Here is a 25,000-nt window from a genome sequence, read left to right as displayed (position 1 = left end):
TAGCGGCTTGATCGAGTGCATCATTTGCCCGCACGATATTCAGCCAGTGCGCGTTGAACTTTTGACGGCCGCAGACGCTTGATCGCAAGCGTTCGTATTGCCGCTGTCCTTGCTCTTCCCTTCCTAAGACTGATCTCCCTCAAAATATCATGCTGGTGTAGGCCATATGACTGCGAATAACGGATCAAAGGCATCGATCCGGCCGGTTTCTTGCCAGGCGCCAACACAATAGTTGGATGGCGCCAACAGAAGGCGCGATTTATCCGGCAACTCGATGGAGAAGGCTATTGCCGCCGGAGCCTTGGTTATCTTCAATCCGGAAGGCAGACCGATGGTCTGATCCTGGAATTGGACGTCCGCGTACCTGGCATTTTTGCCGATATCATAATGCGCCTGCCGCAATCGATCGGGAAAATCCCGGTGCGAGATCACATCGCCGTCAAAGACGATGCCAAGAGATCCCCAGGAACGTGTGAAGCACCCCCCCTCAAAGCGGATGAGGTCATCCAGTTCGGTCAAGGGATAGGAGTCGAAGCTCCAGCCTGATCCGAAGGGAGAACAAGCCTCCCACTTGAACTTATCGGCGTCAGTCGCATAGCCAATAAGGTTGTTGCGATGCTCCAGCTTCGCAAATCTCTTCTTCTTGGCAATCGGCGCGCGAAGGAGCCAGGTATTGTTGAAGACGTAATGCGGTCCATCCGCAATATGCGTCTCGGGAAACTTGAAAAGCACGCCCTTGGTATGCTTGTCGTCTTCGGGTCCGGGAATGTGAACGTTCCAGCCAAGATTGCCGTAGACATAGAAGTAGCCGGAGCGCTGCATTTCGAAGGAAAACGGCATGTAGCAATCGACGAATTGGTTCCGGCGGATCGTCCAGTTCCATGCGAAATTCTCCGGTTCGACGGCGTTATCCTTTATCCGCACGAACCAGTTATCTTCGATGAGAACGTTCCGAGCGAAGGCTTCCTTGGTGGACTCCGATGCCTGATTGAAGAAATGGACGCCATTGAATGCGTCTGTGATGACGTTGTCGCGGATGATGACATATCCGGCAATGGTCCAGGCGCGGAAGAAGTCGCCGTCATAGGCGCGTGCATCGCCAACGGGGTCAACGGGACCATCTTCGTCGCCCGATCCGTGCACCTGCTTCCAGGGGATATCGCTCCAAAGCCTGCAATCTCCTAGGGATAAGTCGGCACGAACATAGCCATCGTCCCGGATCGACAGGACGTCGTCTTCACCGTGGCTTTTCGTATCCTGCACCCAGCTGCATTTTTCGATGAGCAGATGACGCGTGTAGGGACCGGCCGCACCGATCGCAATGCACCCTCCCCTGAAATCGACGCGGCGTATGAAAATGTGTTGGCAGTTGTCGAGGTATATTGCTGTCGGCCAACAGTTCCTGAAAACCAGTTCGTCGATGATAACCCATTGGCAATCCCGCAATGTCAAAGCCGCATTGTCAGCCATGAAATAGATGCCGGGAAACGAACCGCCTTTCTGGTGAGCCGCGGCCAGTTTGTTCGCAGTTTCCCGATAGGCGTCGAAGTCCATATCAGAGCCGAGGATTGCTCCCGGACCGGTGATGTATATAGGGCAATCCTCAGAGCCTCGTTTACCTGTTATCGTTATTGGATCGGGATAACGGCCCTTTTTCAGGTAGAGTTCGCCACCCGGTTCCAGCCGGTTGAGCTTCCTATGAATATCTTCGGCATTGACCTTTATTTGCGCTTTCATTCAATGCCGCCCCAATAAAAACACCTCATCGATACTATCGCCCGAGTTGATATTTTTGCCAACACTCCCAAACGGTACCCGGCACGGCGCGAGAGCTACATCTTCAGGCCTTCCGCCTCAGTTGTGATCTTACCGCATCGTCCCGGATTTCGCCTGCCGCGCGCTTGACAAAACCGGACTGCCTGTATTTTATTCAAGCCTGCGGATTAGGCAGAGAGCGCCTCCGCATTCTTACATGACTTCGATAGTCGCTGGGCAGTTTCGCCCCATGATGGCCCCGTCGCGGATGGGACGCCCTCATGGGGTTTTTGGTTTTTTGGCTTGCAGATGAACGACGCGTTAAAAATTGGCATTCTTTACTCCACCACCGGCCCTTACGGCTCGATGGGGCGCGACGCGCGCGACGGCGCGAAATTCGCGATCGCCGAATTTGCTGCGGCGAGTGACCGGCCCGTTGAGCCCATCTTCTTCGATCCGCAGGCCGATCTTGCCGCCTATCTTGAAGGCGCGCGCCATCTGCTGCGCGCCGGCTGCCGTCATATCGTCGGCACCATTACCTCGGCCGCCCGCAAGGAAGTCATCCCGCTCATTGAAAAACATGACGGGCTGCTCTGGTATATGTGCCCCTACGAAGGGTTCGAGGCGAACGAAAACGTCATCTATGTCGGCGGCTGCCCGAACCAGCATCTGCTGCCGCTCTTCGAATATCTGATCCCCCGCTACGGCAACCGGCCCTATCTCGTCGGCGCCAACTACGTCTGGGGCTGGGAGATGAACCGGCTCGCCCGCGAACTCACCACCAATGCCGGCGGCGAGGTTTTGGGTGAGCGTTACCTGCCGCTCGAGGAAACCGCAGTCGAGCGCATCGTCGCGGATATCGAGCAGCGTCGCCCGAGCTTCATCCTCAACAATCTTATCGGCCCGTCGAGTTATGCCTTTCACGAGGCGATCCGCCAGCTTGCCGATCGCGACGCGGCCTTCCGGCCCGAGAATTGCCCTGTTGTCAGCTGCGACCTGATGGAATGCGAGCTCGACGATATCGCCCCGGGCGCCGCCACCGGCCAGCTTTGTGCGGCATCCTATTTCGACAGCGTCGCGACATCGGAAAACGCCGAATTCAAGCAGCGGATCGTCGCCCATTTTGGCGCCGAGCGCCGTATCTCCAGCGTCTTTGCGAGCGCCTATACGGCCGTGCGTCTCTGCGTCGATGCGATCGTGGCGGCCGGCGGAGACGAGCCTTCCGCGGTGCGCCAGGAATTGTACGGCAAGAGCTGGGCGACGCCCTTCGGTGCGCTCAACATCGACCGCGAGACGAATCACGCCGCCCTGCCCTTCCATCTCGGCCGCATCAATCCTCAGAACGGCTTCGATGTGATCGCCTCGCGCCCGCCGCTTGCCGCCGATCCCTATCTGACGGGCCGCAACAAACCGGCTTCGCCCAAATTGCGGGTGGTGTCATGAAGGAAACACCCAATTTCACTGGCTGGCATGCTGTCGTCCTGCACCGCGAGGACGGCAATACGGAAAAGCTGATCCGTCAGTTGCGTCTTCTCGGCCTTTCGGCAACGCTGCAATGGGCGCCTCTTTCGGCCGCAGGCGTACCCGATCTCGTCATCGTCGATGCCGACCAGGGCTTTGACGATCTCCTGCCCTGGAGTGGTGCCGCTCCGACATGCCCGGTCGTCGCACTGCTCGGCTCGGAAGCGCCGGGCCGTATCGCCTGGGCGCTCGGCCAGAGTGCCGGCGCTGTTATCGCCAAGCCGATTGCCGCCTCCGCCGTCTATCCGGCCCTCGTCATGGCCGTCTCCATTCATCAGGAGCGCAAGGGTGTCACCGAGCGCCTGCAATATCTCGAAGAGCGCGTGCGCCTGCGCCCGCTCGTCCATGCCGCCGTCGAGAAGCTGATGAAGGCGCATGGGGTCGATGAGGAGCGCGCCTATTCGATCCTGCGCAACTGCGCCATGCGCCGCCGCCTGCCGATGGAACAAATCGCCGCCTTCATTATCGGCGGCATAGAACCCCTGCCGGAGGCGGGTTGAATGCGTGTATTGAAAGCCATTTTGCGGCAGCCGACCGCTCTCTTCGGCCTTGTTGTCGTGCTTGTTGTAATCGGCCTTGCCGTGGCCGCACCCTGGATCGCGCCCTTCAATCCCGATGAGCAGATGTTCGACGGATTGTCGCTGGAAGGTGCGCCTTTGCCGCCCGGCGGCCCCTATCTGCTCGGCACCGATACGCTCGGTCGCGATCTCTTTTCGCGCATGCTCTTCGGCGCACGCACCTCGCTCGTCATCGGCCTCGTCGCCAATGGTATCGCGGTCGCGATCGGCCTCCTCATCGGTATCCTCGCCGGCTACCTGCGCGGCATCGTCGGCAATATACTGATGCGCTTCACCGATCTGATGATGGCTTTCCCGGCGTTGCTGCTGGCAATCGTGCTTGCTGCCTTGCTGCGACCGAGCCTCTGGATCGTCGCCATGGTGATCGCGCTCGTCAACTGGGTGCAGGTCGCCCGCATCGTCTATACCGAGACGCGCGGGTTGGTGGAGCGTGATTTCATCATGGCCGAGCGCTCGCTCGGTGCCGGCCATATGCGCGTGCTTTTCCTGCATATCCTGCCGCATCTCGTGCCGACGGCGATCGTGTGGGGCACACTCGGCATCGCCACCACCGTGTTGCTCGAAGCAACGCTCTCCTTCCTCGGCATCGGCGTGCAGCCGCCGCAGCCTTCCTGGGGCAATATCATTTTCGAAAGCCAGAGTTACTTCCAGGCCGCTCCGTGGCTCGTCTTCTTCCCTGGCGCAATCATCTTGCTGACGGCACTGTCCTTCAATCTTGTCGGAGATGCGCTGCGCGACATCCTTGATCCGACCCAGCGTGGGAGAGGTTGATGATCTTCCTCATCCTTCGCCGGCTCGTTCAGGCCGCCCTCATTCTTCTCGGTGTTGCCGCCATTACCTTCGTGCTGCTCTACGCGCTGCCTGCCGACCCGGCGCGCATGATCGCCGGCCGCAGCGCCACGGCGCAGACGGTTGCCAATATCCGCCACGAACTCGGCCTCGACCAACCGCTGCTCGCCCAGTTCAGCACCTATCTCTCCAATCTGCTGCACGGCAATCTCGGCCGTTCCTATGCCCAGAAGACCGAGGTCTGGACGCTGATCGCCGCCCGTCTGCCGGCAACGCTCGTCCTGATGCTGGCCGGCATCCTGGTGGAAGTTGCTCTCGGGCTGACGCTCGGCACGATCGCCGCCGTGCGCCGCGGCGGTTTCGTCGACCGGCTAGTCATGACGGCTTCCTTCGTCGGCGTTTCGGCACCGCAATTCGTCGTCGCCCTGCTGCTTCTTTATGTATTTGCCGTAACGCTCGGATGGCTACCCATGAGCGGCTACGGCACGTTCGCCCATGTTGTGCTGCCAGCCTCCACCCTCGGCGTCCTTGGCGCCGGCTGGTATGCACGCATGGTCCGATCAGCCATGATCGATGTGCTCAATCAGGACTACGTGCGCACGGCGCGGGCCAAGGGCCTGTCGTCGCGCCGCATCATCTTCCGCCACGCGCTGCCGAACGCCATTCTGCCAATCATCGCCATGATCGGCATCGATATCGGCCAGTTTATGGGCGGCGTGGTCGTGGTCGAGGCCGTCTATGGCTGGCCGGGCATCGGCCAGCTCGCCTGGCAGGCCATCCAGCAGGTCGACATACCCATCATCATGGGCGTCACGCTGACCTCAGCGCTTGCCATCGTCATCGGCAATCTGCTCGCCGATCTGGTGGCGCCGCTCATCGATCCACGCATCCGTACACGTTGACAGCAACCAAAGAAGGGGAACCCGAATGTTCAAACGCTGGCTTCGACATACAACCATGGCGACGATGGTGGCGCTTGCCCCCCTCGCCGCCAAGGCGCAGGAAACGCCAAAGCAGGGCGGCGATATCGTCGTTACCTATAAGGACGACATCACCACGCTCGACCCGGCCATCGGTTACGATTGGGTCAACTGGTCGATGATCAAGAGCCTCTATTCGCGCCTCATGGACTATGCGCCCGGCACGCCTAACCCGGTGCCGTCGCTCGCTGAAAGCTTCACGGTGTCGCCTGACGGACTCACCTATACATTCAAGCTGCACAAGGGCGTGAAATTTTCGAATGGCCGTGAAGTCGTCGCTTCCGACGTGAAATATTCGATCGAACGCGCCGTCAACCCGAAGACACAGGGTCCGGGCGCCGGCTTCTTCGGCGCTATCCAGGGCTTCGAGGACGAGACCGGCGGCAAGACCGAGACGCTTTCTGGTATCGAGACGCCCGACGAGAGCACTGTCATCTTCCATCTGTCGCGTCCCGACGCGACCTTCCTGCACGTACTCGCTATCAACTTCGCTTCGGTCGTGCCGAAGGAAGCCGTCGAGGCCGCCGCCGGCGATTTCGGCAAGAAGCCCGTCGGTTCCGGCACCTTCATCCTGAAGGACTGGACGATCGGCCAGCAGCTCGTTTTCGAGCGCAACAAGGATTATTTCGTCAAGGGCGTGCCTTATCTTGACAGCTTCAAGGTCGAGGTCGGCCAGGAGCCGCTGGTGGCACTGCTGCGCCTGCAGAAGGGTGAAGTCGATATTGCCGGCGACGGCATCCCGCCGGCAAAATTCCTTGAGATCAAGAACTCTGCCGACGGTGCACAGATGATCGTCGATGGCGAGCAACTGCATACCGGCTACATCACGCTCAACACCAAGGTGAAGCCCTTCGACAACGTCAAGGTTCGCCAGGCCATTAACATGGCCGTCAACAAGGATCGCATCGTGCGCATCCTGAACGGCCGCGCAACGCTTGCCAATCAGCCGCTGCCGCCGCTGATGCCGGGTTACGACAAATCCTTCACCGGCTATGCGTATGACGTTGCCAAGGCCAAGGCGCTGCTTGTCGAAGCGGGCTTCCCAGGCGGCTTCGAAACGGTGCTCTACTCCACCAATACCGATCCACAGCCGCGCATCGCCCAAGCGATCCAGCAGGATCTCGCAGCCATCGGTGTCAAGGCGGAAGTTCGTGCTCTCGCACAGGCTAACGTTATTGCGGCCGGCGGCACGGAAGGCGAAGCGCCGATGATCTGGTCGGGCGGCATGGCCTGGATCGCCGACTTCCCGGATCCGTCCAACTTCTATGGCCCGATCCTCGGCTGCGCCGGCGCTGTTCAGGGCGGCTGGAACTGGTCCTGGTATTGCAATGCCGATCTCGACAAGCGCGCGGTTGCCGCCGACTCCATGTCCGATCCGGCAAAGTCTGCCGAGCGCACCGCCGCCTGGGGCAAGGTCTTCACCGACATCATGGCCGATGCCCCGTGGGTTCCCGTCATCAACGAACGCCGCGTCGTTGCCAAGTCGCTGCGCATGGGCGGTGCCGACAATATCTACATCGACCCCACCCGCGTCATCAACTACGACGCGATCTACGTGAAGCAGTAAGCCCTAGGAAATAACGCCTTCCCGGTCCGACCGGGAAGGCCTCATAAAATCGAGGGAGACACCTTATGTGCATTGCCTGCACCCACACCATTCACCGCGCCCAGCATAATTTCGGCTGGAACAAGGATTTCGCACCGGCTGTCGTCGCCAAGCCCGGCGAGACCATCCATTTCGAATGCCTGGATTCCTCCGGCGGCCAGCTCGGCAGCGACGCGACGCTGGATACGCTGAACAATCTCGATTTCGGCAAGATCAACCCGGTTTCCGGCCCGATCTACGTGGAGGGCGCACAGCCCGGCGACGCGCTGAAGGTGACGCTGCGCAAGTTCATTCCCTCGGGCACCGGCTGGACAGCCAATATTCCAGGCTTCGGCCTGCTCGCCGACCAGTTCAAGGAACCGGCCCTGCATGTCTGGTCCTACGACGCCAACAGCATGACGCCGGCCCTCTACGGCCCCGGCGGTCGCGTGCCGCTCAAACCCTTTGCAGGCACAATCGGCGTTGCCCCGGCAGAACCCGGCACGCATTCCGTCGTGCCGCCGCGCCGCGTCGGCGGCAATATGGATATTCGCGACCTGACCGCCGGTGTCACTCTCTATCTGCCGATCGAGGTCGAAGGCGCGCTCTTCTCCATCGGCGACACGCATGCCGCCCAGGGGGATGGCGAAGTCTGCGGTACGGCGATCGAGAGCCAGATGAATGTCGAGGCGACGATCGAGCTCGTCAAGGATGCGCGCCTCCAGACGCCGCGTTTCACGACGACCGAGCCTGTCACCCGCCATCTCGACGGCGCCGGCTATGAAGTCACCACCGGCATTGGCCCCGACCTGATGACGGGCGCGCGCGAAAGCGTCATGCGCATGATCGATCTTCTGACTGCGGAGCATGGCATGAGCGCCGTCGACGCCTATCTGCTCTGCTCGGTCTGCGGCGATCTACGCATCAGCGAAATCGTCGATATGCCGAACTGGGTCGTTTCCTTCTACTTCCCGAGGATCGTATTCGCGTGATTGAAGCAATGCCCGCCGCGCCCATCCTCAGCGTCCGCAATCTCAATGTCGATGCGCGAACGCCGGAGGGCCGTAAACCGGTTCTGAAAGATATCAGCTTTGACCTCTCGAGCGGCGAAACGCTTTGCCTCGCCGGAGAATCCGGTTCGGGCAAATCGGTGACGTCATTGTCGATCATGGGATTGCTGCCGAAGGCTTCGCTCCAGGTGGCCTCCGGGAACATCTTGCTCGGCGATCGCGATCTGCTGAAACTCTCCGACCGGGCCATGCGCAGCGTGCGCGGCGGCGATATCGCCATGGTCTTCCAGGAGCCGATGACCTCGCTCAATCCAGTCATGTCGATCGGCGCTCAGTTGACCGAGGCGATCCGCGAGCATCAGGGCAGCGAGAATGCCGAGGCGATCGCGCTGCAGATGCTCGATGCCGTGCAGATCATCGATCCGGCAAAACGTTTGAAGCAATATCCGCATGAGCTTTCGGGCGGTATGCGCCAGCGCGTGATGATCGCCATGGCGCTATCCTGTCGTCCCAAGGTGCTGATTGCGGATGAGCCGACCACGGCGCTCGACGTGACGGTGCAGGCGCAGATCCTCAAACTGATGCGCGAACTAAAGTCGGAATTCGGCACATCCATTATTCTTATCACCCATGACATGGGCGTCGTCGCCGAAATGGCGGATCGCGTCATTATCATGCAGAACGGCGGCATCGTCGAAGAAGGTCCGGCAGTCGGCATTTTCCGCGCGCCACGCCAGACTTATACGCAGCAATTGCTCTCGGCCGTGCCGCGCCTTGGCGCTTTTGCCGGCACCGACGCTCCGCCGCGCATCACATCACGCAGAGTCGAGACCCTGCATCCCGACCGCACCCCGGTCCTAAATGTACGCGGCCTCAACGTCACCTATGGCGGGGCAGCGAGCTTTCTCTTCAAGGGCAAGGCGCCTGCTGCGGCCGTCAGCGACGTTTCCTTCGATATCCTGCCGGGCGAAACGCTTGGCCTCGTCGGCGAAAGCGGATCGGGAAAATCGACAACCGGCAAGGCGGTGCTCGGCCTTATCCCCTTTACCGGCGATGTGATCATCGATGGCCGCACCATTGCCGGGCTCAGCCATCGCGAGATGCAGCCCATACGCCGCACGGCGCAGATGATCTTCCAGGACCCCTATGCCTCGCTCGACCCGCGCATGGCAGTCGGCTCCGCGATTGCCGAGCCGCTGGTCATCCATGGCATCGCCAACAAGGCCGAGCGGCAGGACAGGGTTGCGGAACTTCTGCGCCGTGTCGGCCTGACGGCGGATGCCGCCACGCGCTATCCGCACGAATTTTCCGGCGGCCAGCGCCAGCGCATCTGCATTGCGCGTGCACTGACGCTCGAGCCGAAGCTGATCGTTGCCGATGAGAGCGTTGCGGCGCTCGACGTATCCGTGCGCGCTCGCGTGCTCGACCTGATGCTGGAACTGCAGGAAAGCATGGGGCTCTCCTACCTTTTCATCTCGCATGACATGGCGGTTGTCGAACGCATGTCCCATAAGGTCGCCGTCATGCGCGGCGGCAAGATTGTCGAAACCGGCACCCGCCGCCAGATCTTCGAACACCCGGCAGAGGATTACACCAAGGCCCTGATGGCTGCCGTTCCGATCCCCGATCCGGAAGCGCGGCGCGCACAGGTCTGAGATTCCTAGATCAGGAGCAGAAGCGCCTCCTTTGGAGCCGTGTACGCTTCCGCGAGGCTTGCCCTCGGCCGCCACGAATCACCGCTTAAAATCGACTTGCGGCATGATCGAACGGCGGCCGCGCCTGCCAGCTAAATCCCACTCGCCAGCCACATTTTCTTTCGACAGCCCGTTCAGATGGGCAAATACAGGCTCGCGGCTGCTGGATTTTAGATAAATTCAGCATTCACCGACAACTCCCCGCGCCCCTTTGCGCGTGGCCAATCCGGCTAAGTCGTCCTAATATAGCAATATTTCGTCATTCTATTTTACCTCTTGTTAATACCCGCGTAAGGACTGTTGTACATCTGTCACACACATCAAGGTTTAGTTAGAATTCTCTACAAAATGAGAGCATTCGTTGTTGAGCCCTCTCCCCTTTCGGTTATTTTAGGTCTTACCGAATTAATCGGGTTTTATCAGAGGGGACGTTCTTTCGTGGAACGCACTCGAACTTAGGAGATTGGCTTTCCATGAACATTCGTATGATGTTGCTTGGTTCTGCAGCTGCCCTCATCGCTGCACCGGCATTCGCAGCAGACGCAATCGTTGCTGCCGAGCCGGAACCGGTTGAATACGTTCGCGTCTGCGACGCCTACGGCACCGGCTACTTCTACATCCCTGGCACGGAAACCTGCCTGAAGATCGAAGGTTACATCCGTTTCCAGGTTAACGTCGGCCCGAACGCCGGCGGCACCCCCGCCACCAACGACTCGAGCTGGGATGCTGTAACCCGTGGTCAGGTTCAGTTCACGGCCAAGAGCGACACCGAATACGGTCCGCTCACCGGCGTGATCGTTCTCCAGGCCAATGCTGACAACGCAACGGTCAACTCGACGAAGCTCGACTCCGCTTACCTCGACATCGCGGGCTTCCGCGCTGGTCTCTTCTACTCCTGGTGGGACGATGGTCTCTCCGGCGAGACGGACGATATCGGTTCTGTCGTAACGCTGCATAACTCCATCCGTTATCAGTACGAAACCGGTACCTTCTACGCTGGCCTCAGCGTCGACGAACTGGAAGACGGCGTCTACCAGGGTGACGTGGATCCCGTCACGGGCGACCTCGTTGCGAACGATGGTCCGAACAATGTCGGCGTTGCCTTCGGCATCGGCGGCACGGCTGGCGCCTTCAGCTACCAGGTCACCGGCGGCTGGGACTTCGACAACGAAGACGGCGCAATCCGCGCTATGGGTACGGTTGAAGTCGGCCCGGGCACATTCGGCCTCGCTGCTGTCTACTCCAGCGGCCCGAACTCCTACTACTCGACGGCTGAATGGGCAGTTGCTGCCGAATACGCCATCAAGGCAACTGACAAGCTGAAGATCACTCCTGGTGTTCAGTACTATGGCAACTACATCGGCAGTGCCAACGCGTTCGGCACCGTTCCGGACGACTTCAGCGGTACCGGCGATGCCTGGAAGGCTGGCGTAACGATCGACTACCAGATCGTCGACAACTTCTACGCCAAGGCTTCCGTCCAGTGGCTGGATCCGGAAGATGGCGACGACACCACGACGGGTTACTTCCGCCTGCAGCGTTCGTTCTAATCTGAACATTGAAGACCCCGGGATCGTATCTCGGGGTTTTTCATCACAGGCTTCTGGTTTGGTGACCTCCAATTCAGAAGAAAGAGGTCGGTCCGGTTCCCTGCCGGGTCGGCCTCACCCATCGATACAGAAATCCACTCCTGTAGATGGTTCTGGCTCGCCCTCATCCGAGGGCGAGCTTTTTCCCTTGAGGGGACTGGATTGTCCGACGGACGGGGTCTCTGTCGGCGGCTGAGAGTCTGAAGAACCCAGCCGCCGATTTTCCTTCGAGAAAAAATGCAGCCGATAAACGCAACGGTGGTTCTGGTCGCAGATCGCGATCGCGCGCCTGTTCTTGTACAAGGACGGCGGCGATTGCCTGCCCGCTTTCATACTCCGGGATGAGATCGCTACGCGCTTAAACCATATTCAGCGGTATCAACTGGCGCAGTCTTGGGTCGCGCAGATACAGGCCACTCCAGGCGGCAATGCCGAGAAGCAGGCAGATGATCTGGGGAGGCGTAAAAAACTCACCCAGGCGGAAGTGCGTGCAGATAGCGCCACCGAGAAAACCGGTTACCAGTATCGCACCAAGGAAGGCTGTTTTCGGAACAGCATAAAGGATCGCGCAGATCGCAATGATAATGCCGAGCGCCGGGGCAAGATTGACAGGGAAACCGGTTGCTTCCATTTCCGCCCCTATGAAATCAGGTGCAAAAAGGTTGGTGGCCGCATCAGCAAGAAGCAGAACAACAACTGTCGCTGACAGAATTCGCCCAATCCAGATCGACACTATCGCTGCCTCTTCAATTGCCGGTCACAACCCGGCTTATGGTGTGGTCTGGATGTTGTCAATTCGGCAGCAACCGCTCCGCGTTCGATTACGTCTGCAGTTCCAAGCGTTACGCTCATGATTGCAGCCTTGCGCAGTCTGTGCTGGCCGTGGCAACTATTTCTCTCTCGCCGAGGCAAAAACGACGCTGGCATCGCTGACGATTTCCACATGCGAATAGGCGGCCTTTGCAGCGGCTGCACCATCTGCCCGCATGATCGCAGTCACGATCATGTCGTGCTCGTCATAGGATTTCGCAAGCCGACCCGGCAGCCGGAACTGCGCCCGGCGGAAAGGCGCAAGCCGGGCCCGGCTCTGGGTTACCAGCTCATAGATATGCTCGTTATGCGCACCGCGATAGAGCCGCGTGTGGAACTCGGTATTGTGAACAGCATAGTCCTCTTCCGCACCCTGATGCACGAGGCGAGCGGAAGCGCGATGTTCGATTTCCAGCATGCGCCGCTCGTCAACCGTCATCCGCTCGGCGGCTAAACGCGCGCAGACACCTTCGAGCTCCGCCATCGCCTCGAACATCGAATGCAGATAGGTCTCGGTTACGTTGGTGACGAGAGCGCTGCGGTTCGGCTCGCGATCAACGAGCCCCATTGCGCCGAGTTCGCGAAGCGCCTCGCGCACCGGCGTGCGCGACACTTCGAAACGGGCCGCCAACGAGATCTCGTCAAGCTTGTCGCCCGGCAGCATCTGCCCGGTCACGATCATATCGGCAATAGCCCGAACCATCTGCTCGACAGTCGTTCCTGCCCTGATGATCTCTCTGCGCCTGACCTGCTTCAAGGAATGATTCTGCCCATTGACTAATGCATACACATGCATTGTTGACGCCGCAAAGTCAAATATAGCAGCAAATCATTGTTTTAATAACGAAAAGCAACGGCCCATACGCCGCGACATAGTACACAGAAGCATCTGACGCCGAAATTAGCTGATTTTATAGACTCTGCATAGTTTTTGATCTTGCATGGCTAAAAATTGCATACACTTTTCTACAGTGTTTTGCAGACCCCTGAATATTACCAATGTATTCAATGGAATAAAATCTGGCACGGCCATTGCATACACTTTTCCGTAACCGATTGAACCGGCAAAACGCCGCAAGGGAGCATTCGATGACCAAACTCCTTTCCATGAACCGCCGCCATTTCCTCCAGGCTTCTGCTGCCACCGCCGTGGTCGGCGCAACTCCCGGCTTCCTCTTCTCGCGCGCTCTTGCGCAGACTGCGCTGACCGTCGGCTTCATCTATGTCGGCCCGAAGGATGACTATGGCTACAACCAGTCGCACGCCGAGGGCGCTGCCGTCGTCAAGGCACTGCCGGGCATTACCGTCGTCGAGGAAGAGAATGTGCCGGAGACGGTCGATGTCCAGAAGACGATGGAATCGATGATCAACCTCGATGGCGCCACCCTGCTCTTCCCGACCTCCTTTGGATATTTCGACCCGCATATGCTGGCCATGGCCGCCAAATATCCGGATATCCAGTTCCGCCACTGCGGCGGCCTCTGGCAGGAAGGCAAGAACCCGGCCAATACCGGCTCCTATTTCGGCTATATTTTCCAGGGCCAGTATCTGAATGGCATTGCCGCCGGCCACGCGACGAAAAGCAAGAAGCTCGGCTTCGTCGCCGCCAAGCCGATCCCGCAGGTTCTGCAGAACATCAACGCCTTCCTGCTCGGCGCCCGCACTGTCGATCCGACCATCACCTGCCAGGTAATCTTCACCGGTGAATGGTCGCTCGCCGTCAAGGAAGCGGAAGCAACCAACGCGCTGGTCGATCAGGGCGCTGACGTCATCACCTGCCACGTTGACAGCCCGAAGGTCGTCGTCGAGACGGCCGCTGGCCGCGGCGCCTTCGTCTGCGGTTATCACGCCAACCAGAGCCCGCTTGCTCCCGAGAAGTACCTCACCGGCGCCGAATGGGCCTGGGGCAATGTCTACGGCGATTTCGTCAAGAAGGCCCAGGCTGGTGAAAAGCTCGGCAATTTCGTTCGTGGGGGTCTGAAGGACGGTTTCGTCAAGATGAGCGCTCTCGGCCCAGGCGTCCCCGAGGCAGGCAGCAAGGCTTTCGAAGCGACCCATGCCGAGATGATGAAGGGCGGCTTCTCGGTCTTCAAGGGGCCGCTGAAGGACAACAAGGGTAACGCCGTCGTCACAGCCGACAAGAGCTACGCCGAAGACGCGATCGAGCTCGAGAGCATGAACTATCTGGTTGAGGGTGTCGTCGGGTCCACGGCGTAAACCGAAAAGGGAGAAGCGCCATGACTGCCCAGGCCAATGATCCCGCAATCTCAGTCGCTTCCGAAAAGCCGGTGTCCCTGCGCCCCGTCCTCGAATGGATCGCGCGACGCGCCGAACCTGTCGTCATCGGCCTTGCGGCCATCCTGATCGGTCTTGCGCTCTTCTCCCTATTCATCCTGGCGATTGGCAAATCGCCGGCGATGCTCTTTCAGCTTATGTATACCGGCGGCTTCGGCAGCTGGTTTTCGGTGCAAAACAGCTTAAGCCGTGCCGCACCCCTTCTCCTGACGGCACTCTGCGTCGCCCTGCCCGCCCGCCTCGGCCTCGTCATCATCGGCGGGGAAGGAGCGGTCGTGCTGGGCGGCGTTGCCGCCGCGGCCATGGCAATACCGCTTGCCGGCACTGCACCTGTGTTCCTGACCCTCATTCTCATGGGCATTGCCGCCATGGTGGTCGGCGGCATCTGGATCGGCCTAGCCGGTTTCCTGCGTCACTATCGCGGCGTCAACGAGACGATCTCGTCTCTGCTGCTTTCCTATATCGCCATCGCCCTGATGAACCAGTTCGTTGAGGGTCCGCTACGTGATCCCGCCAGCCTCAACAAACCTTCGACCACGCCGCTGCCGCCAGAATATATGCTTGGCAACATCCCGGGCATGGACGTGCATTGGGGCCTCGTCATCGGTATCGTCGCCTGTATCCTCTCCTGGATCCTGATCGAGGTGACGAGCTTCGGCTTTGCCGCCCGCATCGCCGGCGGCAATGTGCGCGCCGCCCAGATCCAGGGGCTTCCGGTAGGCCGCCTGATCGTCGGCTTCACCGCGATTGCCGGCAGCTTTGCGGGCCTCGCCGGCATGGTCGAAGTCGCCGCCGTCCAGGGCAGCGCCAATGCATCGCTTGCCGCAGGTTACGGCTACACCGGCATCCTCGTCGCCTTCCTCGCTCGTCACAATCCGCTGGCGATCATTCCGGTGGCGGTCCTGCTCGGCGGCATCGATGCTTCCGGCGGCCTCATCCAGCGCCGCATGGGCCTGCCCGATGCCACCGTTCTGGTGCTGCAGGGCACGCTCTTCATCGTCATCCTCTTCTGCGAGACCTTTTACGGCCGCTTCAAGATCTTCAATCCCGACCTCTGGAAAAGGAGCCTCTGATGGAAGAGACAGGCATCGGCATCTGGGGCGTGCCTCTCGGCATCCTCGCAGGCGCAATCCGCGTTTCCACGCCCTTCATCTTCGTCAGCCTCGGCGAGACGATCACCGAGCGCTCCGGCCGCATCAATCTCGGCCTTGAAGGTACGCTCGTCTTCGGTGCGATGACGGCCTATGCCGTCGCCGTCATGACCAATTCGCCCTGGCTGGGCGTGCTCGCAGCCATGGCGACGGGTGCGGTTTTCGGCCTCGTGCATGGCTGGATCTGCAAATGGCCGAAGGTCAACGATATCGCGATCGGCATCGCCATGATGCAGTTCGGGCTCGGGCTCGCCTTCTTTCTCGGCAAGCCCTTCATCCAGCCGGCAGCGCCGCATCTACCGGCCATTCCGCTGGGTTTCTGGTCCAGCCTGCCGCAGATCCAGGCGGCGCTAAACATCAATGTGCTCTTTTTGCTTGGCGCGACACTCGCCTTCATACTCTGGTGGGCCTTCAAGAACACCCGCGTCGGCCTGATCCTGCGCGTCGTCGGGGACAGCACCGATGCAGCGCGCGCCATGGGCATCAATCCGGATCGTGTACGCCTGCTGGCAACAGCTGTCGGCGGTTCGCTGGCAGCAATCGGCGGCGCCTATCTCTCACTCTATTATCCGGGCTCCTGGAACGAGGGCATTTCTTCCGGCCAGGGGCTGATGGCCGTGGCACTCGTCATCTTCGCCCGCTGGAACCCGATCGGCTGCTTCCTCGCCGCCCTGCTCTTCGGGGGTGCCGGCGCACTAGGGCCGGCGCTGCAATCCGTCGGCGTCACGCAGGGATACTATCTCTTCTACGCCGCTCCTTACGTGCTGACGCTGGTCATCATGATCGCGACGTCCTCGCCGACACGTTCGCTCGCCGGTGCACCCGGCGCGCTTTCCCTGACGAAGTAAGCATGAAAGGAGCCAAGCCATGAACGGTCTCGGCGGATTGAACAAGTCGGAACATGGCGTCGGCATCGGCCTTGTGCAGCTGCAGCTTCCCGTCACCGTCACAAGGGAAGACCTTACGCACCAGACGCGGCTGATCGTCGATCTCGTCGGCAAGGCGCGGCGTAACCAGCCGGGCATGGATCTGGTCGTCTTTCCGGAATATGCCCTTCACGGCCTGTCGATGGATATCAATCCGGAGATCATGTGCACGCTCGACGGGCCGGAGGTCACAGCCTTCAAGAAGGCCTGCAGGGAGAATGCGATCTGGGGCTGCTTCTCGATCATGGAGCTGAACCCTGATGGCATGCCCTATAATTCCGGCATCGTCATCGACGACAGGGGCGAGCTGAAGCTCTATTATCGCAAGATGCACCCCTGGGTGCCCGTCGAACCCTGGGAGCCCGGCAACTTCGGCATTCCCGTCATCGACGGGCCGATGGGCGCGAAGCTCGCGCTCATCATTTGCCATGACGGCATGTTCCCGGAGATGGCCCGCGAATGCGCCTATAAGGGCGCGGAAATCATGATCCGCACGGCCGGCTACACGGCGCCAATCCGCGAAAGCTGGAAATTCACCAACCAGTCGAACGCCTTCTGCAATCTCATGGTCACGGCCAGCGTCTGCATGTGCGGCTCGGACGGCACCTTCGATTCGATGGGCGAAGGCATGATCTGCAATTTCGACGGCTCGATCATCGCCCACGGTACGTCCGGCCGCGTCAACGAGATCATCACCGCCGAGGTGCGTCCCGATCTCGTGCGCGAGGCCCGCCTCGGCTGGGGCGTAGAAAACAACATCTACCAGTTCGGTCATCGCGGCTATGTGGCTGTGGCCGGCGGCGCTGATGATGCGCCCTATACCTACATGCACGACCTCATCGCCGGCAAATACCGCCTTCCCTGGGAAGATCAGGTGAAGGTCACGGATGGCACATCCTGCGGCTTCGACAAGCCGGCGCGCCGCTACGGCGAAACATTCAAACTCGCGGGTGAATAGGAGAAGAAGACGATGGACGCCATGGTCGAAACCAAAGGATATTATATCGACGCCGATCCCTATGCCTGGCCCTATAATGGCGCCCTGCGGCCGGATAATACCGCGCTCATCATCATCGACATGCAGACGGATTTCTGCGGTAAGGGCGGCTATGTCGACCACATGGGCTACGACCTGTCGCTGGTTCAGGCGCCGATCGAGCCGATCAAGAAGGTGCTCGCCGCCATGCGCGCCAAAGGCTACCACATCATCCACACCCGCGAAGGCCATCGCCCTGATCTTGCCGACCTGCCGGCCAACAAGCGCTGGCGCTCACAGCGCATCGGCGCTGGTATCGGCGATCCGGGCCCGTGCGGGCGCATTCTGACCCGTGGCGAACCCGGCTGGGACATCATTCCAGAACTCTATCCGATCGAAGGCGAGGCGATCATCGACAAGCCCGGCAAGGGTTCCTTCTGCGCGACCGATCTGGAGCTGATCCTCAACCAGAAGCGCATCGAGAATATCATCCTGACCGGCATCACCACCGACGTCTGCGTCTCCACCACCATGCGCGAGGCAAATGACCGCGGCTATGAATGCCTGCTTCTGGAAGACTGCTGCGGCGCGACCGACTACGGCAACCACCTCGCCGCCATCAAGATGGTCAAGATGCAGGGCGGCGTCTTCGGCTCCGTCTCCAATTCTGAAACCCTTGTGAGCCAGCTGCCATGAGTACGGTCCGCGACACTCCCCTCCCGCAAGCCGGCAAGGCCGTCGGCATCGACACGATCGACATGACGATGCGCTTCGGCAGTTTCACCGCGCTCGACCATGTCTCGATAAAGGTGCCATCGGGCAGCTTCCATGCGCTGCTCGGTGAAAACGGCGCCGGCAAGTCGACGCTCGTCAAATGCATCATGGGCTTCTACCACGCCACATCGGGCGCGCTTTCCGTCGATGGCCGCGAAGTGGCGATCGCGTCGCCGAAGGACGCCGCGACCTACGGGCTCGGCATGGTCTACCAGCATTTCACGCTGGTCCCTTCGCTGACGGGTGCCGAAAACCTCGTCATCAGCCGCGCCGAAGTGCCCGCCATCATCAACTGGGCGAAGGAGCGTAAGGATCTTGCTGCCTTCATGGAGCGTATGCCCTTCAAGATCCCGCTCGACCGGCCGGTGAGCGAGCTTGCCGCCGGCGAAAAACAGAAGCTGGAGATCGTCAAGCAGCTCTATCTCGGCCGCTCCTTCCTGGTGCTTGACGAGCCGACCTCGGTACTGACGCCTGCCGAAGCCGATGAGATGCTCGGCCTCGTGCGCGCCATGACGCAACGTGGCGAACTGACCGTGCTGATGATCTCCCACAAATTCCACGAGGTCACGAAATTCGCCGATGCCGTCTCCATCCTGCGGCGCGGCAAGCTGGTCGGTACCGGCAGGGTGGGCGAACTCTCCACCGCCGACATGGCGGCGATGATGATCGGCGACGTCAAGCTGGCCGAACTCGACACCCGCGTTCCGATCTCCGACAATGCGAGGTCGGTGCTGACGGTCGAGCAGGTCAAGGCGCCGGATCGTTCAGGCCTCAAGACAATCGAGATCGACAATCTCACGGTCCGCTCCGGCGAGATCGTCGGCATTGCCGGCATATCGGGCAACGGCCAGAAGGAGCTGACGGAAATCCTCGCCGGCCAGCGGCCGACCGATACCGGCCGCGTCAGCGTCAAGGGCGAGACCTATGGCGCGACACGTCCGGAGACCCGCAAAAACAATGTCCGCTTCATCCCCGAGGAGCCGCTGCAGAATGCCTGCGCACCGCGCATGACGGTCAGCGAAAATCTCGCCTTCCGCACTTTCGATCTGAAGGCTGATGGCAAGGATGCGATCTGGCTGAACAAGGGCAAGATGAAGAGACGCGCCAGCGACCTGATTTCCGATTTCAAGGTGAAGACGGCCTCCTCCTCGTCGCCGATCGCAGCGCTTTCGGGCGGCAATGTGCAGCGTGCCGTGCTCGCCCGCGAACTGACCGGCGAGGTCGATCTGCTGATCGTCTCCAACCCCTGTTTCGGCCTCGATTTCTCGGCCGTCGCCGAGATCCGTGCCCGCATCATGAAAGCCCGCAATTCCGGCGCAGCCGTGCTGTTGCTGTCGGAAGATCTCGATGAACTACTCGAAATGTCCGACCGCATCATGGTGATTTCCGAAGGCAAGCTGGTCTACGAGACACCGGCGCGGTCTGCCGATATCGGCGTCATCGGCGCACATATGGCGGGGCATCACTGATGGCAGCGATCAAGGCAGAACCCTTCGCGTTCCCGGCGAAGCACGACCAGCTCGCGCTTATCGTCATCGACATGCAGCGCGACTTTGCTGAGCCCGGCGGTTTCGGCGCCAGCCTCGGCAATGATGTCAGCCGCATCACCAGGATCGTGCCGGATGTCAAACGTCTCATTCAGGGCTTCCGCAATGCCGGTCTGCCGGTCATCCATACGATGGAATGCCACCGGCCCGATCTCTCGGACTTGCCGCCGGCAAAACGTGACCGCGGTAATCCAGCGCTTCGCATCGGCGATAAAGGACCGATGGGACGTATCCTGATCGCAGGCGAGCCCGGCACGGCAATCCTTCCGGAACTTGCGCCGCTCAAGGGCGAAGTGGTGATCGAAAAGCCCGGCAAGGGCGCCTTCTATGCCACCGAGCTTGGCGACGTGCTGCAGGAGAAGGGCATAAAACAACTCGTCTTCGCCGGTGTGACAACGGAAGTCTGTGTTCAGACGACAATGCGCGAGGCGAATGATCGCGGCTATGAATGCCTGCTCGCCGAGGAGGCGACGGAAAGCTATTTCCCCGAATTCAAAGCGGCTGCCATTGCCATGATCCGTGCCCAGGGCGCGATCGTCGGCTGGACTGCCCATGTCGACGATATCCTGGAGAGCATCGCCCATGCCTGAAACCACCCGAGAACTCTTGACGTCTGGCGGCTGGAAGGAGCTGGAATTCGGCGCCTTTCGCGACGAGGTAACGATCCATTGGATCCGCCCCTTCGAAGACGATCAGCCCGGCGTGGCGCTGCTGAAATACGAGGCCGGCGCCCGCGTGCCCCGTCATCGCCATGAGGGGCTGGAAACCATCCTCGTCCTCGACGGTGTGCAATCGGACGAAGCGGGCGATTACGGTCGCGGCAGCTATATCGTCAATGCTCCCGGCACCGAACATTCGGTCTGGAGCGATACCGGCTGCGTGGTTCTGATTCAGTGGGACCGGCCAGTGAGAATACTGGAAGAGGAAGCAGCGTAAATTCAAAAATACCTGCTTCGTCAGCCCAGCGACTGAGTGAGGCTGGCTGACAGGCCAGCCTCACGTTCACAGCTGTCTCAGGCCGATTGGACGGCCTTGATGCGGTCGAGGCCACCAACGACAGGGGCGAAATCGTCCCACACGCCCTGAGCGCCCTTCTGCCATTCGTCGAAGGCTTCGGGCTTCAGCAGCTTGCCGCCATTCTTCAGCGAGATTTCGACCGATGCGACCTCGTCATCGACAATCAGCTGGTTGAAATAAGCTGCACCTTCCGTGGAGGCCTGCTGGAAAACAGCCTTCTGCTCGTCGTTCAGACCGCCCCAGAAGGTCGAGGAATAATAGATGATGCCCGACGCCCAGATATGGCCGGTCTCGGTCATGTAAGGCACGACTTCATAGAGCTTGAAGCCGGCATAGGCCGATTTGGTGAGGTCCATCGCGTCGGCAACACCGGTTGCCAGTGCATTATAGGTCTCGGTGATCGGGATGCCGATCGGCGTCGTGCCGAAGGCGCTCCAGAGCTTGGTGTGCAGCGGGCTCTGGATGACGCGGATGCGCTTGCCCTTCAGCTGTTCCGGACGCGTCACCGGCTCCTTGGTGAGCAGATGACGGGCGCCGTAATTGATGAAATCGCCGACGACGAAATTCTGCGCCTGCAGCTTAGTCTTCAGATCGGCGCCGACATCGCCGCTGACGGTACGGCGGACATGGTCGGCATCGCGGAACAGAAAGGGAAGGTCAAGGATCTGCAGCTCAGGCGCCCAGCCAGACAGCGAGGAAACCGTCGAAAGGCTGGCATGGATGGAGCCGAGGCGAACACCTTCCGCCACTTCCTTTTCGCCGCCGAGCGCACCGCTCTTGACGATGTTGAACTTGAACTGGCCCGGCAGCTTGGCTTCGACCAGCTCGCTGATCTTTACCCAGATCTTCGTCTCCGGCTTATCGTCGCCGAGCAGCGAGGCGATCGTGATCGTCGTCGTGCGGGCAGCCGCCGTGCGAACGAAAGCCGGGGCGGCAAGGGCAGTGCCGGCAATTGCGGCGGTCTTCAGGAAATTGCGTCGGTTGAAGTTGTCCATGAATAAGGTCCTGTCGGTTAGAAGATGATCGCCCAGGCGCAAAGGATTGCGAGGGAAACGAGAAGTGCAAGCAGATAGGGAACGACCGCCTTGAACAGGGCGGAGGCTGGAATGCGGGTCACGCCGCTGACGACGAAGATCAGCATGCCGAGCGGCGGCGTCAGGCCGTGGATCATCAGGTTGACGACGATGATGACGCCGAAATGGATCGGATCGATGCCTGCGGCGACGGCGGCCGGCAGCAGGATCGGCCCGAAGAGCAGGATCGCCGCGCCGATGTCGAGAACAAGGCCAACAACCAGCAGGATGACGTTGGACAGAAGGATTACGGCTAGCGCGCTGCCGCCGAGCACCGTCGTCAGATGAGAGATCAGGCCCGAGACATCATCGACAGCCAGGAGGAAGGCGAAGGGACCAGCCGTGCCAATCAACAGGCCGATCGCCGCGGCTTCGACGGCGGCCTGGCGGAAGGCAGCGTAAAGCGAATACACGCCAAGCCGTGCACCGACGCCCAGCAGGAAGGTGTAGAAGGCGGCCAGGGCGGCGGCCTCCGTCGTCGTGACGATGCCGATGCGGATGCCGACGACGACGATGACGCCGAGACCGAAAGCCGGAATTGCCTGGACAGCCGATTGCCAGCGCTGCGCCGATGTGGCCCGTGGCAGAGGCGCCTGATCGCGGACCGTCAGATGAATGGCGACGGCAAGGCAGATCGCCATCAGCCCGCCGGCGAAGAAGCCTCCTACCAGCAGCGAGCCAACCGAAAGATTGGTAGCAGTCGCGAGGATCAGGAAGGCGATCGAGGGCGGGATGACATTGTCGAGCACCGAGGTCGCCGCGATGATCGCCGCGGCTTTTGCCGGCGGGTAGCCGTGACGAACAAGTTCCGGCTGGAAGGTGGATGCGCCGAAAGCTGCATTGGCAACCGAGGAGCCGGAGGCACCCGAAAAGAGCACGCTCGTCAGCAGCGTCGTCTGGGCAAGACCGGCGCGGCGATGGCCGACCATGGCGGCAGCGAAGCGCACGAGCTGGTTTGCAACACCCGATGCCGTCAGCAGACCGCCGGCAAGCAGGAAGAAGGGGATGGCCAGCAGCAGGAATTTCGAGATGCCGGTTACGGTCGATGAAACGATCGCCGGTTCCGGCAAGCTGCTGCCGAAAGCGATCACCACATAGGCGGCGGCCAGGAAGGCATGCGGCAAGGGCGCTGCAAGCACGAGGCCAATGGCGGCAATCAGGCCAAGGAAGATGCTGGGCGGCCAGTCGAGCTCGATGGAGACGAAGGGAATGCCGGCATAGAGTGCCGCGCCGACTGCGAAGGAGAGCAGGCCCGGCCAGAGCTTTCCTTCGGTTATGCGCTGCAGCAGAAGAACGACGAGGATGAGAGCGCCGCCGGCACCGAGAAAGCCGAAGCGGATCCATTCCGGCACGCCGAGCGTCGGAGAGATGCCGCCAAGCATGGTCATGATCTCGCTGCCGCCGAAACTCAGGATGAGACCGGAAAGCACAGTGAACACATCCGCCGCCACCTGCGTTGCCGGGTAGAGGCGCTCCGGCATCATCTTGACGAAGACGTCGAGACGCATGGCAAGCGCACTGTTGAGACTGAGCGGCGCGCCGAGCGCGATCAGTAGTACGTGCAGCCAGATGCCGAGATCTTCAGCGCCGATGAAGCCGGCGGCGAAGAAATAGCGCATGCAGACCGTCACCAGCACCATGACGAGCAGCACGGCAAGCACTGACGCGGCGGCAACGCCAAGGATGCCTTCGATCGCCTTGAGGATGCGGGCGGCGAGCCCGTCCCCTGTCGTCTCTTGTTCGGCTGGATCGAATTCGCTTGCTGCCACGGAACTTGCTTTCTCGCCGGAGGATCAGGCGCTCTTGACGGTGGAAAGGTCGCGATCGAAGAGCGTCGACCAAGTATAGTTGCGCGCCTTCGACACTTCCCTGCTGACATCGAGACGCGGCAGAACCTTTTCGCCGAAACGATAGGCTTCCTCAAGCAGCGGCATGCCGGAAAGAATGAAGGTTTCGACGCCGGCCTTCTGATAGGCCTCCAGCGTGCGCAGCACCGTATCGGGCGAGCCGACGATTGCCGTCCCGGGACCGGGCCGTACCAGGCCGATGCCGGCCCAAAGATTGGGAGCGACTTCGAGATCGCGCAGGTTGGCCGGCTTCAAGCCGCCATGCAGCGCCGTCATTCGCTGCTGGCCGACGGAATCACTGCGGGCAACGAAACGCTGGTTGGCGGCAATCGCCGCATCGTCCATGCGGCCGTAAAGGTCGGCTGCGGCTTCCCACGCCTTCTCGTCCGTTTCACGCACGATCACATAAAGGCGGATGCCATATTCGAGCTCACGTTCGTATTGGGCGGCACGCGCCTTTACTGCGTCGACCTTGCCTTTGATCTGCTCCGGCGTTTCACCCCAGGAAAGGTAGGTATCGACGTGCTTTGCCGCGACATCGAGCGCCTTGTCGGAGGAACCGCCGAACCAGAGCGGCGGCGGGGTTATACTTTCGCCGACCGGAAGGGCGAGCTTGGCGCCGTCAGTGGAGAAATACTTGCCTTGATAGGTGACGCTCTTGCCGGCGAAGAGCCGATGCCAGAGCTGTAGATATTCATCCGCCATGTCGTAACGTTCGTCATGCGGCAGCATCATGCCATAGGCGCCGAGCATTTTGGCATCGCCTGAGACGACGTTGATCAGCAGGCGGTCGCGAGCAAATTCCTGAAAGGTCGCGGCCATTTTGGCCAGCAGCGTCGGTGCGACGAGGCCCGGATGGATGGCGACGAGGAACCGCAGCCGCTCGGTATAGGAAAGCAGTGCACTTGCCAGCACCCAGACATCGTGAGCGCCGGTCGCAAAGAGTGCGCCTGTATAACCAAGATGGTCATAGGCCTGGGCGAGCTGCTTGTAATAACCGTAATCGACCTGACGCGAGCCTTCCGGCTGCCACGGATAGGGGCCGTCAGGAGCACACATATACCAGAAGACGTTCATTCCCGG

Annotated in this window: 22 protein-coding genes; 16 read left to right on the top strand and 6 right to left on the bottom strand. The window is 60.6% G+C overall.

Going from position 1 to position 25,000, the window contains the following annotated elements; translation table 11 throughout:
- Positions 1-147: 147 nt before the first annotated feature.
- Complete coding sequence (locus tag AC1DM5_RS28950) at positions 148-1,737, bottom strand: right-handed parallel beta-helix repeat-containing protein (protein WP_477819674.1); 1,590 nt, start codon at positions 1,735-1,737, stop codon at positions 148-150.
- Positions 1,738-2,064: 327 nt separating this feature from the next.
- On the opposite strand from AC1DM5_RS28950, the gene AC1DM5_RS28945 reads away from it, so the two are divergent.
- From AC1DM5_RS28945 to AC1DM5_RS28910, 8 genes are all read left to right on the top strand, one after another.
- Positions 2,065-3,198: a transporter substrate-binding protein gene (locus AC1DM5_RS28945; RefSeq protein WP_477819673.1), complete on the top strand. Its 1,134-nt coding sequence runs from the start codon at positions 2,065-2,067 to the stop codon at positions 3,196-3,198.
- Entirely contained in the window at positions 3,195-3,776 is a 582-nt protein-coding gene (locus AC1DM5_RS28940; protein ID WP_477819672.1) for an ANTAR domain-containing response regulator, read from the top strand. Before AC1DM5_RS28945 ends, AC1DM5_RS28940 begins: the two co-directional genes overlap by 4 nt.
- The gene (locus AC1DM5_RS28935) at positions 3,777-4,625 is read left to right on the top strand and encodes an ABC transporter permease (RefSeq protein WP_477819671.1); all 849 of its coding nucleotides are present in this window, start codon (positions 3,777-3,779) and stop codon (positions 4,623-4,625) included.
- Positions 4,625-5,545: an ABC transporter permease gene (locus tag AC1DM5_RS28930; RefSeq protein ID WP_477819670.1), complete on the top strand. Its 921-nt coding sequence runs from the start codon at positions 4,625-4,627 to the stop codon at positions 5,543-5,545. The genes AC1DM5_RS28935 and AC1DM5_RS28930 overlap by 1 nt, the downstream gene beginning before the upstream one ends.
- Before the next feature lie 25 nt (positions 5,546-5,570).
- Positions 5,571-7,190, top strand: coding sequence for an ABC transporter substrate-binding protein (locus AC1DM5_RS28925; RefSeq protein ID WP_477819669.1), 1,620 nt, complete (start codon positions 5,571-5,573; stop codon positions 7,188-7,190).
- Between the two features lie 65 nt (positions 7,191-7,255).
- Complete coding sequence (locus AC1DM5_RS28920; protein ID WP_477819668.1) at positions 7,256-8,200, top strand: acetamidase/formamidase family protein; 945 nt, start codon at positions 7,256-7,258, stop codon at positions 8,198-8,200.
- Positions 8,197-9,873: an ABC transporter ATP-binding protein gene (locus tag AC1DM5_RS28915; protein ID WP_477819667.1), complete on the top strand. Its 1,677-nt coding sequence runs from the start codon at positions 8,197-8,199 to the stop codon at positions 9,871-9,873. Before AC1DM5_RS28920 ends, AC1DM5_RS28915 begins: the two co-directional genes overlap by 4 nt.
- 512 nt (positions 9,874-10,385) lie before the next feature.
- A complete protein-coding gene (locus AC1DM5_RS28910) occupies positions 10,386-11,462 on the top strand; it encodes a porin (protein WP_477819666.1) in 1,077 nt (358 codons plus the stop codon).
- Positions 11,463-11,859: 397 nt separating this feature from the next.
- Here the strand turns inward: AC1DM5_RS28910 and AC1DM5_RS28905 are convergent, their stop codons facing one another.
- On the bottom strand, positions 11,860-12,234 hold the full coding sequence (locus tag AC1DM5_RS28905; protein WP_477819665.1) for a DoxX family protein: 375 nt from the start codon (positions 12,232-12,234) through the stop codon (positions 11,860-11,862).
- A 156-nt stretch (positions 12,235-12,390) separates the two neighbouring features.
- Positions 12,391-13,107: a GntR family transcriptional regulator gene (locus tag AC1DM5_RS28900; RefSeq protein ID WP_477819664.1), complete on the bottom strand. Its 717-nt coding sequence runs from the start codon at positions 13,105-13,107 to the stop codon at positions 12,391-12,393.
- A 293-nt stretch (positions 13,108-13,400) separates the two neighbouring features.
- On the opposite strand from AC1DM5_RS28900, the gene AC1DM5_RS28895 reads away from it, so the two are divergent.
- From AC1DM5_RS28895 to AC1DM5_RS28860, 8 genes are read left to right on the top strand one after another with little or no spacing between them, the layout of a single operon-like run.
- A complete protein-coding gene (locus tag AC1DM5_RS28895) occupies positions 13,401-14,528 on the top strand; it encodes a BMP family ABC transporter substrate-binding protein (RefSeq protein WP_477819663.1) in 1,128 nt (375 codons plus the stop codon).
- A 20-nt stretch (positions 14,529-14,548) separates the two neighbouring features.
- Entirely contained in the window at positions 14,549-15,679 is a 1,131-nt protein-coding gene (locus tag AC1DM5_RS28890; protein ID WP_477819662.1) for an ABC transporter permease, read from the top strand.
- Positions 15,679-16,605 carry an ABC transporter permease gene (locus AC1DM5_RS28885; protein ID WP_477819661.1) on the top strand — a complete coding sequence of 309 codons (927 nt, stop codon included), beginning with the start codon at positions 15,679-15,681 and terminating at the stop codon, positions 16,603-16,605. The genes AC1DM5_RS28890 and AC1DM5_RS28885 overlap by 1 nt, the downstream gene beginning before the upstream one ends.
- Before the next feature lie 19 nt (positions 16,606-16,624).
- Positions 16,625-17,641 carry a formamidase gene (locus AC1DM5_RS28880; RefSeq protein WP_477819660.1) on the top strand — a complete coding sequence of 339 codons (1,017 nt, stop codon included), beginning with the start codon at positions 16,625-16,627 and terminating at the stop codon, positions 17,639-17,641.
- Positions 17,642-17,653: 12 nt separating this feature from the next.
- Positions 17,654-18,355 (top strand): biuret amidohydrolase, encoded by a 702-nt coding sequence (biuH, locus tag AC1DM5_RS28875; RefSeq protein WP_477819659.1) that lies wholly within the window; start codon positions 17,654-17,656, stop codon positions 18,353-18,355.
- Positions 18,352-19,902 (top strand): ABC transporter ATP-binding protein, encoded by a 1,551-nt coding sequence (locus tag AC1DM5_RS28870; RefSeq protein WP_477976307.1) that lies wholly within the window; start codon positions 18,352-18,354, stop codon positions 19,900-19,902. Before biuH ends, AC1DM5_RS28870 begins: the two co-directional genes overlap by 4 nt.
- Positions 19,902-20,570 carry a cysteine hydrolase family protein gene (locus AC1DM5_RS28865; RefSeq protein WP_477819657.1) on the top strand — a complete coding sequence of 223 codons (669 nt, stop codon included), beginning with the start codon at positions 19,902-19,904 and terminating at the stop codon, positions 20,568-20,570. Before AC1DM5_RS28870 ends, AC1DM5_RS28865 begins: the two co-directional genes overlap by 1 nt.
- Positions 20,563-20,916, top strand: a complete 354-nt coding sequence (locus AC1DM5_RS28860) for a cupin domain-containing protein (RefSeq protein ID WP_477819656.1) — start codon at positions 20,563-20,565, stop codon at positions 20,914-20,916. Before AC1DM5_RS28865 ends, AC1DM5_RS28860 begins: the two co-directional genes overlap by 8 nt.
- 77 nt (positions 20,917-20,993) lie before the next feature.
- On the opposite strand, the gene AC1DM5_RS28855 is transcribed toward AC1DM5_RS28860, so the two are convergent.
- The 3 genes from AC1DM5_RS28855 to AC1DM5_RS28845 are packed head-to-tail and all read right to left on the bottom strand — an operon-like array spanning position 20,994 to position 24,994.
- Entirely contained in the window at positions 20,994-21,992 is a 999-nt protein-coding gene (locus AC1DM5_RS28855; RefSeq protein ID WP_477819655.1) for a TRAP transporter substrate-binding protein, read from the bottom strand.
- A gap of 17 nt (positions 21,993-22,009) precedes the next feature.
- The gene (locus tag AC1DM5_RS28850) at positions 22,010-23,839 is read right to left on the bottom strand and encodes a TRAP transporter large permease (protein ID WP_477819654.1); all 1,830 of its coding nucleotides are present in this window, start codon (positions 23,837-23,839) and stop codon (positions 22,010-22,012) included.
- 24 nt (positions 23,840-23,863) lie between these two features.
- Positions 23,864-24,994 (bottom strand): LLM class flavin-dependent oxidoreductase, encoded by a 1,131-nt coding sequence (locus tag AC1DM5_RS28845; protein WP_477819653.1) that lies wholly within the window; start codon positions 24,992-24,994, stop codon positions 23,864-23,866.
- Positions 24,995-25,000: the final 6 nt, after the last annotated feature.

Source organism: Rhizobium sp. 01T437 (genome assembly GCF_056398505.1).
This window is presented reverse-complemented; position numbering and strand designations above follow the sequence as displayed.

Excerpts from the sequence above, each read along its gene's own strand:
- AC1DM5_RS28935 (WP_477819671.1), top strand. The coding sequence starts at position 3,777 with ATGCGTGTATTGAAAGCCATTTTGCGGCAGCCGACCGCTCTCTTCGGC.
- AC1DM5_RS28910 (WP_477819666.1), top strand. The coding sequence starts at position 10,386 with ATGAACATTCGTATGATGTTGCTTGGTTCTGCAGCTGCCCTCATCGCT.
- AC1DM5_RS28950 (WP_477819674.1), bottom strand. The coding sequence starts at position 1,737 with ATGAAAGCGCAAATAAAGGTCAATGCCGAAGATATTCATAGGAAGCTC.
- biuH (WP_477819659.1), top strand. The coding sequence starts at position 17,654 with ATGGACGCCATGGTCGAAACCAAAGGATATTATATCGACGCCGATCCC.
- AC1DM5_RS28945 (WP_477819673.1), top strand. The coding sequence starts at position 2,065 with ATGAACGACGCGTTAAAAATTGGCATTCTTTACTCCACCACCGGCCCT.
- AC1DM5_RS28885 (WP_477819661.1), top strand. The coding sequence starts at position 15,679 with ATGGAAGAGACAGGCATCGGCATCTGGGGCGTGCCTCTCGGCATCCTC.
- AC1DM5_RS28930 (WP_477819670.1), top strand. The coding sequence starts at position 4,625 with ATGATCTTCCTCATCCTTCGCCGGCTCGTTCAGGCCGCCCTCATTCTT.
- AC1DM5_RS28900 (WP_477819664.1), bottom strand. The coding sequence starts at position 13,107 with ATGCATGTGTATGCATTAGTCAATGGGCAGAATCATTCCTTGAAGCAG.
- AC1DM5_RS28940 (WP_477819672.1), top strand. The coding sequence starts at position 3,195 with ATGAAGGAAACACCCAATTTCACTGGCTGGCATGCTGTCGTCCTGCAC.
- AC1DM5_RS28920 (WP_477819668.1), top strand. The coding sequence starts at position 7,256 with ATGTGCATTGCCTGCACCCACACCATTCACCGCGCCCAGCATAATTTC.
- AC1DM5_RS28870 (WP_477976307.1), top strand. The coding sequence starts at position 18,352 with ATGAGTACGGTCCGCGACACTCCCCTCCCGCAAGCCGGCAAGGCCGTC.
- AC1DM5_RS28925 (WP_477819669.1), top strand. The coding sequence starts at position 5,571 with ATGTTCAAACGCTGGCTTCGACATACAACCATGGCGACGATGGTGGCG.
- AC1DM5_RS28890 (WP_477819662.1), top strand. The coding sequence starts at position 14,549 with ATGACTGCCCAGGCCAATGATCCCGCAATCTCAGTCGCTTCCGAAAAG.
- AC1DM5_RS28880 (WP_477819660.1), top strand. The coding sequence starts at position 16,625 with ATGAACGGTCTCGGCGGATTGAACAAGTCGGAACATGGCGTCGGCATC.
- AC1DM5_RS28855 (WP_477819655.1), bottom strand. The coding sequence starts at position 21,992 with ATGGACAACTTCAACCGACGCAATTTCCTGAAGACCGCCGCAATTGCC.
- AC1DM5_RS28860 (WP_477819656.1), top strand. The coding sequence starts at position 20,563 with ATGCCTGAAACCACCCGAGAACTCTTGACGTCTGGCGGCTGGAAGGAG.
- AC1DM5_RS28845 (WP_477819653.1), bottom strand. The coding sequence starts at position 24,994 with ATGAACGTCTTCTGGTATATGTGTGCTCCTGACGGCCCCTATCCGTGG.
- AC1DM5_RS28895 (WP_477819663.1), top strand. The coding sequence starts at position 13,401 with ATGACCAAACTCCTTTCCATGAACCGCCGCCATTTCCTCCAGGCTTCT.
- AC1DM5_RS28865 (WP_477819657.1), top strand. The coding sequence starts at position 19,902 with ATGGCAGCGATCAAGGCAGAACCCTTCGCGTTCCCGGCGAAGCACGAC.